This is a genomic window from Methylococcales bacterium, from assembly GCA_030949405.1.
In the GTDB taxonomy this organism is placed as follows: domain Bacteria; phylum Pseudomonadota; class Gammaproteobacteria; order Methylococcales; family Methylomonadaceae; genus WTBX01.
In genome coordinates, this window is the sequence record JAUZSN010000002.1 from 2100220 (window position 1) to 2114632 (window position 14413).

12 protein-coding genes are annotated in these 14413 nt (G+C 39.7%); 3 read left to right on the forward strand and 9 right to left on the reverse strand.

Features of this window, described 5'->3' with window-relative positions; all coding sequences use genetic code 11:
• Positions 1-132: 132 nt before the first annotated feature.
• Both Q9M50_10805 and Q9M50_10810 read left to right on the forward strand, forming a co-directional pair.
• The gene (locus Q9M50_10805; protein ID MDQ7091114.1) at positions 133-510 is read left to right on the forward strand and encodes a hypothetical protein; all 378 of its coding nucleotides are present in this window, start codon (positions 133-135) and stop codon (positions 508-510) included.
• Between the two features lie 280 nt (positions 511-790).
• A complete protein-coding gene (locus Q9M50_10810; protein ID MDQ7091115.1) occupies positions 791-1846 on the forward strand; it encodes a transposase in 1056 nt (351 codons plus the stop codon).
• Here Q9M50_10810 and Q9M50_10815 read toward each other — a convergent pair.
• The 9 genes from Q9M50_10815 to Q9M50_10855 form a co-directional block, all read right to left on the reverse strand.
• Entirely contained in the window at positions 1739-2422 is a 684-nt protein-coding gene (locus tag Q9M50_10815; GenBank protein ID MDQ7091116.1) for an FHA domain-containing protein, read from the reverse strand. The genes Q9M50_10810 and Q9M50_10815 overlap by 108 nt on opposite strands.
• A complete protein-coding gene (locus Q9M50_10820; GenBank protein MDQ7091117.1) occupies positions 2419-3036 on the reverse strand; it encodes a 4Fe-4S single cluster domain-containing protein in 618 nt (205 codons plus the stop codon). The genes Q9M50_10815 and Q9M50_10820 overlap by 4 nt, the downstream gene beginning before the upstream one ends.
• Positions 3036-4949, reverse strand: coding sequence for an AAA family ATPase (locus tag Q9M50_10825; GenBank protein ID MDQ7091118.1), 1914 nt, complete (start codon positions 4947-4949; stop codon positions 3036-3038). The genes Q9M50_10820 and Q9M50_10825 overlap by 1 nt, the downstream gene beginning before the upstream one ends.
• Before the next feature lie 29 nt (positions 4950-4978).
• Entirely contained in the window at positions 4979-6223 is a 1245-nt protein-coding gene (locus Q9M50_10830) for a hypothetical protein (GenBank protein ID MDQ7091119.1), read from the reverse strand.
• Positions 6224-6361: 138 nt separating this feature from the next.
• Positions 6362-7837, reverse strand: coding sequence for a L,D-transpeptidase family protein (locus tag Q9M50_10835; protein ID MDQ7091120.1), 1476 nt, complete (start codon positions 7835-7837; stop codon positions 6362-6364).
• 114 nt (positions 7838-7951) lie between these two features.
• Positions 7952-10774 (reverse strand): excinuclease ABC subunit UvrA, encoded by a 2823-nt coding sequence (uvrA, locus tag Q9M50_10840; protein ID MDQ7091121.1) that lies wholly within the window; start codon positions 10772-10774, stop codon positions 7952-7954.
• A gap of 175 nt (positions 10775-10949) precedes the next feature.
• Positions 10950-11171, reverse strand: a complete 222-nt coding sequence (locus tag Q9M50_10845; GenBank protein MDQ7091122.1) for a FeoC-like transcriptional regulator — start codon at positions 11169-11171, stop codon at positions 10950-10952.
• Positions 11168-13498 carry a Fe(2+) transporter permease subunit FeoB gene (gene feoB, locus Q9M50_10850; protein MDQ7091123.1) on the reverse strand — a complete coding sequence of 777 codons (2331 nt, stop codon included), beginning with the start codon at positions 13496-13498 and terminating at the stop codon, positions 11168-11170. The genes Q9M50_10845 and feoB overlap by 4 nt, the downstream gene beginning before the upstream one ends.
• Positions 13498-13731: a FeoA family protein gene (locus Q9M50_10855; protein ID MDQ7091124.1), complete on the reverse strand. Its 234-nt coding sequence runs from the start codon at positions 13729-13731 to the stop codon at positions 13498-13500. The genes feoB and Q9M50_10855 overlap by 1 nt, the downstream gene beginning before the upstream one ends.
• 248 nt (positions 13732-13979) lie before the next feature.
• Between Q9M50_10855 and speD the strand changes: the two genes are divergently transcribed.
• Complete coding sequence (speD, locus tag Q9M50_10860) at positions 13980-14336, forward strand: adenosylmethionine decarboxylase (GenBank protein ID MDQ7091125.1); 357 nt, start codon at positions 13980-13982, stop codon at positions 14334-14336.
• The last annotated feature ends 77 nt before the right edge of the window (positions 14337-14413 follow it).

Consider the following 14413-nt stretch of genomic DNA (forward strand, 5'->3'; position numbering starts at 1 on the left):
TATTCCTTGTAGTCAATAATGGTCGTGATGCTAAGTAATGATTTTAAGTATCTACTTTAAATCTCAGGGTAAAGATAAAATTTCTAAAATAGATTTGACAACATATCATAAAAGAACGAACATTTACATACTTTGAATATCCACGACCTACAGGCTGAAACTAACGCCATTTATCAAGCAATCGCTCAAATGGAAAGTAGCGAAGCGCAGGATATTGTCAAAAAAATATTCAATCTTATTGAACGCTTAGCCAGTGATAAATTGTCTTTAGAAACTGAATTACAGCAACTTCGTGACGAGGTTAATCGCTTGAAAGGTGAGCAGGGAAAGCCTGATATCAAACCCAATAAAAATAATAAGGGTGATGATATTTCATCCGAAGACGAACGTAAAAAGCACAAGTTGACGCGCAAAAAGAAACTAATAACGACACTGAAAATACGGACTCGGATAAGAAAAAACGCCGCCGTAAACCCAAGATCCCACGAGTTAAAATCGACCAAACGCTAAAATGCCTACTCGACAAAACTGGCTTGCCTAGCGACTTAGTATCTAAAGGCTTTGCGGAAGTGGTGATTCAAGACATTGTCATCAAAACCAATAATATTAAGTATCTCCGTGAGATTTTTTATTCACCTTCTGAAAATAAGTATTACCGCGCCCAATTGCCTGAAGGCGTTCGAGGTCAGGGCGAATTTGGTATTGGAATTCGTAGCTTGATTCCCATGCTTAAGATGATGGGCGTGACCGAAAAACCCATGGTCGGTTTTTTGAAAATATTGGCATTGTGGTGTCGCCGACTTATGTTTCTCAGCAATGGACAGGCGGTTATGACTGGGCGCATCAGGAAAAAAGCGAGCTTTATCGCAGCGGCATTCTCAACAGTGATTATGGACAGATTGATGATACCAGTGCGCGAGTCAATGGTGATAACCACTATTGTCAGGTGGTCTGCAACGACTTGTTTACCGCTTATTTCACCACTAAAAACAAAGACCGTTTATCGGTTCTGGACGTGCTGACCGACTATGCGCCACGCCATTATATCTACAATCAACAAGCTCAATCCTTGCTTGACGAGTTCAAGTTAGCTGATAAAGCGCGGGCAAAAGTTGATGCTCAAATACCTGTCAATACAGTGATGAATGAAGCGCAATTTAAGTTGCACTTAGCGATCTTAAATACCTTAGGCGTAAGACAGGCAACGCATGTCACCGAAGCTTGCGCCATTGTCTATTATCAGCAACAAACGGATTTTCCTGTTATTGAAACCTTGCTTGCAGACGATGCGCCGCAATTCAAATTACTGACGGAACATTTGGGGTTATGCTGGGTTCACGATGCTCGCCACTACAAAAAACTCCGTCCAATTCTGGAAATACATCAGCAAGCATTAGCCGATTTTCGAGGGCACTATTGGGAGTATTATAAGGAGTTGCTTAACTATCAAAAAAATCCCTGCCCCGATAAAAAGGCATGGTTGTTAACGCGATTTGATGAATTGTTTGCAACCACAAGCGATTATGAAGACCTCAATGACCGCATCGCCAAAACACTGGCGAAAAAGACCGAATTATTGCGAGTTTTGGAACTTCCGAAATTACCATTACATAACAATGCAGCCGAACTCGGCGCAAGAAGACAAGCGCGTGCGCGAGACATAAGCTTCCAGACTCGAAATGAGAAAGGCACGAAAATCAAAGACAGTTTTATGAGTCTTGCTGAAACGGCTAAAAAACTAGCCGTGAGTTTTTATGATTATGTTTATGACCGAGTTAGTGGTGAATTCAAAATGCCGTCTATGGCGAATCTTATCGCTCAAAAAGCGCAAAGTTTGCAGGTCTGATATTTGTTTTACCCTGAAATTTAAAGTAGATACGATTTTAACCTGAAAAGATAAGCCCGATAAACTTAATACGTCGCCATTTTTAATCTGCCTCGCTTTATCGGCGGGAAGGGTTTTACTGTTAACGTTAGTCGGATTGGTAAATTTACCTTGATAGCGTTTTTGATCTAACGCTTGTACATACCATAATTGTTTTTTACAAATAAAACGACAATGACGACGATGCACATATTCACTCCCTTCTATTTCACGGTCTATTTGAATTTCAGCTTGGTTATTGACATAAGACTGCCCCATAAACCAACCTGATTTTACCGTGAAAAGAGGCTTATCATTCGATTGCAGTTCCAAATAAATAGCTGGGGGTTCAGTTTTAAGCTGAGTTTGAGGGGCTTTATCTTCCTGCTTAAGATCAGGTTCAGGCTTAAGATCTAATTCCCTGTTGGGTTCAACATCGTTAACAGGAACGGCTGTAGGACTTTCCATCGCAATAAAATGCCCACAAGCGTTGCAAATATGCTCATATTCAGGGTTCTGTGTTTGACACTTTGGGCAGATACGGACAAATTCACTCATGATGGCTGATTTAAACTTAATTTTTGATGTATTTGACGACGTTCATGCGGTCGGATAATACCGACTAAACGCTGTGTAGGATCGGTCCCGATGGCTAAATTAGCATGATTCATCGCTAACGAATCGTAAGCTGGGGCCAAGGCTTCACCGCGTTGAGTTAAATAATGGATGCGCTGATTAGCCGAGGCGGTTAGAGGATGTTTACCGACATTATTTTGCTGATAAACCCCATCGACTAAACTATCTATTTGCGCCAATAAATCGTTAGTTTTTTTCATCCCTTGTAAATACGCTAGAGAATACCCCGAAAAGGCTAAAACATCCCACGCGGGGCGTTTTTGCTTTAAGGTAATTAATAATGCCGTTAACCCCTCCGCTTGCTCAAAAGGTTCCCCTCCACTCAGCGTGATTCCATCTAATTCAGTGGTTAAGGCCAATAAATGGGTCGATAAACTATCAATACTAATCTCTTTAGCCTTATGAGTCGTTTGCAGCTCAGGACTAATACAGCCTTTACAGTTGAGACTGCAACCACTCACCCACAAGACAACTCGTTTCCCCACGCCTAGCGCAGTAACAGGATAAGCAATACTATGTAATTTTAGTTTTAACATTAACCTTTCTTGAGTTCATCCGCTTTTTGAAAACGTAGTTCCACACTAAAGCGTTGTTTTGCATCCTCGTCATGAACCATTAAATGAGTCAGCATAATTTTTGAATCGGCTTTCAATTCAAGTTCAAATAACCGACTCGCTAAAGGGTTGATTAAAGCCGCATCTAAAACATTACGAATTCCACGTCCTCCATGATCAAGATGAGGGCGGGCCAATTCGACTAGCTTATCACGGACATTCCGCTGAATTCGTAGCGTTAATTTTTGCTGTTCCGCTAAAGACGCAATCAATTGTTTCAATAAATTATCAATAATATGCTCATCAACGGGGGGACGAATAAAATCAAAAATAACAAAATTATCACCAAAACGATTCAAAATTTCTGGGCGACCGAGAACTAAATTAAAATGATCGCGAATACTTTGTAAAATAGTGGCTTGAACCTCTTGGTAGGACATGGATGATGTCACCATTTCGCGGCGTATTCCCTGCTGCATTTCCAATGGCGCGACCGTTCCTAAATTACTGGTAAAAATGATAATACATTCCGAAAAATAAACCGTTTCGCCCTTACCATCCGTTAACCGTCCATCGTCTAAAATTTGTAAAAATTTATCAAAAATTGAGGCATGTGCTTTTTCTATTTCATCAAATAATAAAATTGAAAACGGCTGTTCTTTGATGGCGTTGGTGAGTTTCCCGCCCTCTTCATAGCCCACATAACCTGGAGGTGCGCCGAGTAATTTTTGATCGGCATGGGCGGCGGCATATTCACTCATATCAAAACGAATCAAACGTTCTTCTCGGCCAAATAATAATTCCGCCAAGGCTTTCGCTAATTCCGTTTTTCCAACACCCGTTGGGCCTGCAAAAAATAACACCCCACGAGGACGCTGACTTTTTCGTGCTGTACCTGCCGCCAATCCTAAACGCGCCCGTTTAATTAATTCCAATACTCGCTGAACGGCACTCTCCTGTCCTTTGATTCGCTGACGAATAAAGCCTTCTGCTTTGGCTAGGTGATGCTTATCCAATTTATCCCATTCGCTTTCTGTAATACCGTATTTAAAGCGTTCACAAAGATTGCGAATTTGTTCAAGCGGTACGTGTTCACGCCGAGATAAGCCGATTAAACTAAGCATTTCATAATAGGAAAAACCTTCCGTCAAATGACTAAACTGAATGATTAGCTCTGTCGTGGGTGGCTGCTCTCGGTTTCCTCCTTCAAACCCCGCGTAATTACTTTCAATAAAGCGATTTCGCTCTACTGTCGTCGGTTTTTCTAAATAAATTGAACGACTGCGCGGATTGTTTAAATATAAAAAAGTGGGTAGATCATTGAGCTTGTCACAAACTAAAATAAGAACATTATTCCAGCTTTGGTTGTCTCGTAAGACATGATGACTTTCTAAAGAAGCTTTGAGTATCCGAGTAAATAAGTGCTGTTCCTTAGCGGATAAATGCTCAGGGTTTCCCACTAAACGCGAGGCAAAATTAATCACGAATGCGGTGGGAATATCACGATTGGCCAAGACGGTTGATATATCTTTGACAATGGGTTCTAATTCAGGCACAGCCCCAGCCGTCGTTGGACGACGCAATGGGACGGTTTTTTTAGGGGGATTTTTTTTCTCTTCAATAAAATCAATACGTTCTCCCGCAACAAGCCGCTGAAATAAATCGCCCATGATTTTTTCATTATCGAACTGCAGACCTTCCAATGGATCAACTAAACCGACGATTTCATAGCCTAAACCCGTTAAAAATCGCTTGAAAAAATCACCAAGGTTACTTTCAGTCCAATAAATATCCGCATCAGCCGATCTTTGTACGGGATAAGAGGCTAAATCTAACACATTGCCATGAATAAATAATAAGCTTTTTAAATGCACAAAACGGTCTAATTCACGCATCCATCGGGGGGTGCTTTCATTTAAAACAATCATTGATCTAAATACCTTTTAACGGCGTTCTGTTGAGAGTGCGTTCTCTCGTCTTCTGCGGCCAACAAATCATCAACGGTTTCCAAAATGACAATAGGAATTCCATCATCAGGCAACTGACGTTCAAAATCAACCCGATAGTTCAAGCCATCTTTCTGTAACTGCATTAATAATTTAGGTAAATCGTTACACCATTTTGCTTCTTGCTGATGCAAAAAAGCCGTTTCTGGTAAACTTAAAGCCGCATCAGAGTGTTGCGTACGCTCATGGGCGACTTGAAAACCTAGCTTGAAATCAGGCTGTAAAGAGAAACGTACTTGCTCTCCTCCTGGAATTTCCCAGCTCTGAATCGGTTCTCCTTGCTGTCGAATCGCACGATACCCCATAGATTCCATGTGATGATGAATGCGTTTATAAACAGTCGCTTCCGTTGCTTGTTGTTCAAGGCGTTCATCAATACCTTGCTTTAAATGTGCTGATTTTTTTGCCAATAAACTCAATGCACTCAAGTGAGTAGAACGACCTTTCTGCTCTAAAATAGTCAATAAATGGGCCTGCAAAGCCGCGATTTCTTCTGTCTCAATCTCTGATTCTGCAAAGTGCTGATAATTTAATAAGACATCCAGTTGTTGCTCGGCTTGTTGTAAGACTTGAGCCTGTTGTTGCTGTTGTTTATCTAAACGTGTCATTAATTGGCTCACACTGAGTTTCGCCGTTGCTATAAAGCTTTCGACCGTTTCTAAGCGAGGGGACTGTGTTTTTAATTGATCGAATTGTGTTTTTAATTGCGGTATCAGTGATGATTCATGCTCGGATAATTTAGCGGGTAAGGCGAACAGCCAACGCTCTAATTTTGCAAGGTGTTGTTCTACTTGTGAATGTTCATCCGTGTCTAAAAAAACTTGCGCTTGCGCACCGAGTTCAGGGGTATTGTCATTTTTTTGAGACTTTACTTCTGGCATTTCCAAATTCAGATGCAAGTTTTCAAAAGCGTCGAGGGCTATTTGACGTTTTTCATTTAAAGCCTCCATAGATTTCTGTTGATTCATTTGATAATCTTGCCAAGCGGTTAACTTCTTTTTTTGTTCAAATGCTTTTTTTTGTGCATCGAAAAACCGCTGTTCTTGATGTGTTTTTGCCATTTTATAGGCGAGGCTACCAAGTGCCATCAGGCCACCAAAAGCTAATACAGCACCCACGGTACCTGCACTAATAGTACTAACAACAACAGCTTCTCCACTCATTTTAAAATAATCCTCTATTTTAGAAAAAAGTTATATATTAAGATTGTAGGCTACTAACTTAAGACGGGACACGTTGAGGTTAAGCCTCGCGCCATAGTGTCTGGTCTTAAGTTGGTAGCCAAAGACATCAATGCATCGTTAAATGCGCTTAACTTTTTTCTTAAGTAAGCGTATTAATTTTGCATCACGGCCATAAACATCATTCAGAAAGGTAACTGAAGAATTTTCAAGTGCCAGTGCCGTACTATAAAAAAGTATCACGGGAATTTCTTTTTCTAGGTTTTGTCGTCTACCGCCACTGCCTCTATTCATCGCCCGTTTAACACGACTCGTTTTCCATTTTAAGAGATAAGCCGCTAACGTAGCGGGTTTTGAGACTCTCACACACCCATGACTAAAGTCACGTCGTGTCCGTCTAAATAAACTCTTAGAGGGGGTGTCGTGTAAGTAAATAGAATATTTATTAGGAAATATAAATTTAACTAGGCCCAAAGCATTACGTGACCCAGGGCGTTGACGAACACGGTTCCCAATTAATTCCATATTACGATTCGTTAAATAATTGGCATCCCGTTTCATTCCAGGAAACACTTCATTTTTTAGAATGCTATAAGGGATTCCCCAATAAGGTCTAAAAACCAAGTATTTCATTTTAGAACTAAAGGTGGGCGTTTTATGACGACTGGCTTTGCCAACAACAACACGGATTGTTAAGGGTTTAACTTTTTTATCGGTCAACGAATTAAAGGCCCAAAGTCTAAAACTTGGGATATTAACAAAAATTAATTGATCTTCATCATAGCGAGGAACCCAGCGAAATCGTTCGAGTCCTAATTCTATTTTTTCAAGACGTTTTGTAAGTGGAAAATTTAATGCTCTCACGGTTTGCTTACTAACCCGACCCGTTGCCTTTAAACGATGTCGTTTTTGGAAACGTTTAATCGCCTCACTCAACGGCTTATCATAAAGTTGACTGTTTAAAACGGACAGTGAGATTTCTTTAATGGATACAAAGTCAGCCAAGGTTATTAACAAACGCCGTAACTTAATAACTTGAGGATCTTTCTGCCCTATTTTTAACGGTTTTTTAAACTTAAACGCTATTTTAGGAAAGTCTTTAATGGCTTTTTGGTAATTATGTAGAGCTTTCTTCAGGTTATGATAAAACGATAACGTGGGTTCAAATTGTTGACCTAGTTGAATCAACGTGCTTTTTTGAATCGCATTCCATATTTTTTGAGCTAATTCTATCGGATCTTTAGAATAAGTAAATTTAGAGTTGGCCCGCGATGGTTTGATTCTACCGTAGCGTACATCTGAATAATAATGCAATAAATTATGAGTTAACGTGGTATCAAATAAAGCCTGTTGATGCAACGAAGGAAATGGAATGGTTTTTAAATGATCCCATTGCGCCGATAACCATTGACTTTGATAATCATTACTTTTTAAGCCCTGTTCAGCCGCATTTGCTAATAATAATAAGGCCACTTTGGTTTCTTCATTTTTTAACCAAATAAACTGATCATTAGCTAACCGATAAAGCTCAAGGGTCGCGTCTTTTTCTTGAGGCGTAAGTTTAATCAATGCGTATAAAGCTTCACTAATCATCATTTTTGACGACGGTGGGTTATCAACAGCATAATTTATATTACTATAAAATGCGAGTATCAAAGTAATAATAAGGCTGCGAAATGGAATCATGGCAATAATAAAAATAAAATAGCGTTAAGAAACATTAAAAAAGCGTTTTAAATAATGCCCCGTATGAGAGTTTGGATGTTGAGCTAATTGTTTAGGCGTTCCTTGAGCAACTAAAGTGCCGCCTTTTTCGCCCCCTTCAAGCCCAATGTCAATAATCCAGTCGGCAGTTTTGATGACATCAAGGTTATGCTCAATAATAATAAGGGTATTGCCATGATCGCGTAATCGATGCAATACCGCTAATAAATGTTTTATATCATGAAAATGTAACCCTGTGGTCGGTTCATCTAAAATATAAAGCGTTTTTCCCGTATCACGCTTAGAAAGCTCTTTGGCCAACTTGACCCGTTGCGCTTCGCCACCCGATAAGGTGACCGCATTTTGACCTAAAGTTAAGTAACTTAAGCCAACATCAATTAAGGTCTGTAATTTTTTGGCTAACACAGGGATGGCTTTAAAAAATTGAGCCGCCTCTTCAATGGTCATTTCTAAAATTTCATTGATGGTTTTAGCTTTGTAGTGAATTTCTAAGGTTTCACGATTATAACGTTTACCCCCACATCGTTCACAAGGGACAAATATATTCGGTAAAAAGTGCATTTCAACTTTAATAACCCCATCGCCTTTACATAATTCACAGCGACCGCCCTTAACATTAAAACTAAATCTTCCTGGGGTATAACCACGTGAACGTGCTTCTGGGGTCGCGGAAAATAATTCGCGTATCGGCGTAAAAATTCCTGTGTACGTTGCAGGGTTTGAGCGAGGCGTTCTGCCGATAGGGTTTTGATCTATCGCCACGACTTTATCTATTTGCGCTAAGCCGTCAATGGTTTCACATGGGGCGGCTTGCACGCTCGATTTATTGATTAGACGCGCACTGTAACGGTATAAGGTATCATTAACTAAAGTCGATTTACCTGACCCAGAAACACCAGTAACACAGGTTAGTAAGCCAATAGGAAAAGAAACATCAATATTTTTAAGATTATGACCCGAGGCGTTACGAATAACAATTTGTTTTGCTTTATCAGGCTGGGTTAACTGCTTAGGAATGTCAATTTGTTGCCGTCCTGATAAATATTGCCCCGTTAAGGACGCGGGCGTATTGATAATATCATCAACGGTTCCTTTCGCAACAACCTGTCCGCCATGTATACCTGCGCCTACGCCTATATCAACAATATACTGGGCTGAACGAATCGTCTCTTCATCGTGTTCAACAACAATGACGGTATTGCCTAAATCACGGAGTTTAAAAAGTGTTTTTAATAAACGTTGGTTATCACGTTGATGTAAGCCTATAGACGGTTCATCCAATACATACATTACGCCGACTAAGCCTGCTCCAATTTGACTGGCTAAACGAATACGTTGAGCTTCGCCCCCTGATAACGTATCGGCACTACGGTCTAGGGTTAAATAATCCAAACCAACATTGACCAAAAATTCAAGGCGGTTTTGAATTTCTTGATTAATTTTAACGGCAATCGCCCCTTTATACCCCTGAATATCCAAATTTTTAAAAAAATTCAATAACGCACTGATGGATAATGCCGTTAAGTGGTGTAAGGGTTTATGCGTAATAAAAACATGTCTTGCGGCGGTATTTAGACGCGCCCCCTGACAGCTATCACAGGTTTTTTTAGCTAAATATTTGGAGAGTTCTTCACGCACCGCTTGGGAATCGGTTTCATGATAACGTCGTTCCATATTAATCATAATACCTTCAAAAGGATGGCACTTACTGATTAATTTTCCTGAACCCGTTTTAAATTCAAATTGAATGGACTCGTCGCCACTTCCGTATAAAATAATTTCACGAATGTTCGGCGGTAATTTAGCAAACGATTGATTAATATTAAACTTATAATGTTTAGCTAACGCGGATAAAATTTGAAAATAGTATTGATTTCGCTGGTCCCAACCACGAATAGCCCCTTTAGCAAGACTTAACATGTCATCATGTATCACCAAACTCTGCTCAAAATGCTGGCTAATACCTAAGCCCTCACAAGTTGAACACGCGCCTTTCGGATTATTAAATGAAAAAATACGCGGCTCTAATTCGCTTAGGCTATAACCACATAAAGGACAGGCATATTTATCTGAAAAAATAAGCTCAGTTTTTGCATCCATTGAGATCACTTTCGCCATGCCGTCGGCTATTTTTAATGCGGTCTCAAATGATTCAGAGAGACGTAAACGTAAATCATCCCGAATTTTAAAACGATCCACCACAACTTCAATCGTATGTTTTTTATGTAAATCCAGCTTAGGAGGCGCTTCTAAGTCATAAATTTCATTATTAATCCGCGCACGAATAAACCCTTGGGCGCGTAAATGCGTGAATAACTGGAGGTGTTCCCCTTTACGTTGATTAACAACAGGCGCAAGTAAAGCCCAGCGTTGATCTTTATTTTGGGTTAAAACTAAATCCACCATTTGACTAATGGTTTGAGCCTCTAATGATTCGCCATGTTCAGGGCAACAAGGCGTTCCTACTCTAGCGTATAATAAACGTAGGTAATCATAAATTTCGGTAATGGTTCCAACGGTTGAACGAGGGTTATGCGAGGTTGATTTTTGTTCAATTGAAATTGCAGGTGAAAGACCTTCAATATGATCCACATCAGGTTTTTCCATCATGGATAAAAACTGACGTGCATACGCGGATAAAGATTCTACATAACGACGTTGGCCTTCGGCATAAAGGGTATCAAATGCCAATGATGATTTACCTGATCCCGATAGTCCCGTAATAATAATTAAGGCATTACGGGGTAACTCAAGGTCAATATTTTTAAGGTTATGCGTCCTAGCCCCTTTAATATTGATAGTGTCCATTAATAAAGCACTTGATAAATAAAAACAACTGATTAATATACGACTTAAAATGCCTCATGTCCAACATCATTTTAACGTAGAGTCAAGAATCTAAGTTTGAAACTTAAGATTGAAGCGAATAATGCCCTTAAGTCGTAAAGGTTAAAGTGTAGAAATTTTTGCAGGTTGTTTACGATTATTCCACCCATTCATAGAGTTCTGTTAACGCGGGATCACATTGACAGCAACCCGTTCCACAATTTGAATTAGGGTTAAGTCGTTGAACCTTTCCTTTACTAATCCATTTGCCAAGCATTCCTCTTAAGGCATCGGCATCACAATCAAAATGAACCACCAGTTGGTGTAAAGTAACCCGTTGTTGTTGCTTTAAATAATCACGTAATTTCGATAAAATCATGAGCTTAGCACCTTTGTCATCGCTGTTTTATCTTTGCTTTTACCGTAAAACCACAGTCCGATTAAAACACTTATAAAAATAGATAATAAACCACTAATCCATGCCAGTGAATAATTAGGATGTTGTTCATAGGTGGCCACTTGATAAAAAATGGTTGCTGTTAAATAGGCTAATCCTGTTGTCCAAAAAAGTACAAAGACCGTCCAACCCAGATTAGTTTCTCGATAAATAGCCGCCGTAGCCGCAACACAGGGGGCGTATAATAAAATAAAGAGTAGGTAAGCAAAAGCCGCCGCTTGGCCGTCAAAACTATCTTGCATCGCTTTAAACGTCCCGTGTTTCACTTCTTGCGATTCAACAGCCGACTCTAAATCAGCGACATTACCAATATTAAGTCCAAGGGGGTCTAATAAATTATCAATAACCCCGCCTAAATTTTCAGGAATGGTTGCAAACGCATCGATTATAGCGGTTTCTAGGTTAAAAACTTCGGCTTCTTGAAGGCTATCTTTAGTGGCCATTTGACTATAAAGCGCATCTAATGTGCCAACAACCGCTTCTTTAGCTAATACACCCGTAAAAATTCCGACGGTCGCGGGCCAATTATCTTTTTCGATTCCCATCGGTTTAAATAAAGGGGTTAAGCTTCGGCCGATTTCACTTAAGACCGATTGCTCACTATTTTCTTGCCCGAAGCTGCCATCGGTTCCCAGTGCATTTAAAAAATTTAAAACTAACACCATAGGGACAATGACTTTTCCTGCATTCACCAAAAAGGCTTTTAGTCGATCCCATGTTTTGGTTAATACGCCTTGTAAGGTCGGTAGATGATAAGCCGGTAGTTCCATAATAAAAGGCGTTGCCGTGCCTTTAAACAAGGTATAACGCATAATCAACCCAGTTAAGACTGCGACAATGATTCCAAAAATATACAAACCAAAGACTAAGTTTTGTCCGCCAACAGGAAAAAAGGCCGCTGCAAAAAGCGCGTAAACAGGTAATCGTGCCCCACACGACATAAAGGGGTTCATTAGATTCGTTAAAATCCGATCTTTTTCATTATCTAAGGTTCGCGTTGCCATGATAGCGGGGACGTTGCAACCAAAACCAACAATCATCGGTACAAAGGCTTTACCCGGTAAGCCAATCATTCGCATAAACCGATCCATCACAAAAGCCGCCCGTGACATATAACCTGAATCTTCCAACGCCGATAAGAATAAAAATAAAAATCCGACAATAGGAATAAAGGTTGCGACCACTTGAACCCCGCCTCCCAGTCCTTGGGTTAATAAAACAATCAACCAATCTGGAAAACTAAGATGGGTTAAGGCTTGACCCAGACCCTCCACTAAAAAAGCCCCGACTAATTGATCAAAAACATCAATAAAGGCACTGCCGATATTAATCGTAAACATAAACATCAGGTACATCACTAATAAGAAGATGGGGATGCCTAAAAAGCGATTTAAAACAATAGCATCTATTTTTTCGGTATAATGATGACTCACCTCTCCCAGTTTACATAATGAATCCTGTGTCAGTTCATTAACAAAGCCATAACGTGCATCGGCGGCCAGAATATCAATTTCATCGTCTGTTTCTAATTCAATCTGTTGCTGTAAGTGTTGTATTTTTAAAGTAGCCGCTTGATCTATCAAGGTATGCGCTAAGGTATCATTTTCTAACGCCCGTAAACTTAACCAACGCAGATCACAATGATGACGTTGCGCACTTTCGGTTAATAATTCACACGTGGTTTCAATGGCTTTTTCTAACGCATCGGGGTAATTGATGGTTAAAGTCGGCGTTGGGTGACTATGAATGGCCAAATTAATCGCCAGTTTTAAGCTTTCTATGCCGGTTTTATGACTTGCAATAACAGGAATAACAGGGCATTCTAATTTTTGAGATAGACTCTCTAGGTTGATTTTTAATCCGTGCTGTTTAACCGCATCCATCATATTGAGAACCAATATCATCGGTACCCGCATTTCAATCAGTTGTGAGGTTAAATACAGATTACGTTCCATATTGGACGCATCAATAATATTGATGATTAAATCCGCCTCTTTTGAAGCCACATAATCACGGGCTACTTTTTCATCTAACGAAACGTCATCATCCGTTGATTCTAGTGAATACGTTCCTGGTAAATCAACCAACTCAATGGTCTTATTATCAAATGAATAATCCCCTGTTTTTTTCTCAACGGTCACGCCTGGCCAATTACCAACGTGCTGCTTTGAACCCGTCAGTGCATTGAAAAGCGTTGTTTTTCCACAATTAGGATTACCGACCACCCCAACAATAAAATGACGGGACATTAGGACTTCTCGATGCGTAATACGGCGGCTTCATCTTTGCGTAACGTTAATGAAAAGCCCCGTATTTTTATTTCAACAGGATCGCCCATTGGTGCAAAACGAATAATACTAAAGGGCGTTCCAGGGGTTAATCCCATCGCAAGTAATCGTTTACGATAAGCCTTTCCTGACTGTTCAAAACCTGTTATTTTTCCACTATCACCGACCGCTAATGCTTTAAAGTTTGTAACCATAATCTCTTATACCTTTGAAAAATGAAAAATATACTAGTGATGTTATCAATAATCATTCTCATTTGCAATGTAAACTTAAAGACTCCCCCTTGCAGTTCTGATATCCCTATGGTATTTATATCAATTATTTTTTTCGGCGTTAACGCCTCTCTTTATTAGCGTGCTAAAAATTTAATTAAAGTAAAATCCCGTGTATGACTTTCAGGCGTTATTATGTTCTTATTCCTTAAACTAAAAATTTAAGTCTTGTGAAGAAAAAAAATTTTAACGCCAGTGGCCAGCATCTAATTATTGATTTATATCACGCTCAAAATCTTAATGACCTTGCCTTGATGAAGACGGCAATCCATGAAATTATTCGGCAAACGGAAACCACTTTATTATTTGAAAATTTTCACCCGTTTCAACCCTCAGGGATTACAGGGATTGCTTGCCTAGCTGAATCACATATTTCGGTACATACATGGCCAGAACAACACTTTGCCGCCTTTGATATTTTTATGTGTGGAACGGCTAACCCTAAAATTGCTATTGACATCATTAAAGACTATTTTGGTGGTAGTGAACAGGTAATTATGCTACAACGGGGTAAAAATGGTCGTTAAAACCGTTAACTTTGATAAGATGGTTTTGGGTGTTATTTAATTTTCACCCGCCTCTCGATTTTTTTTCAATGATAGGA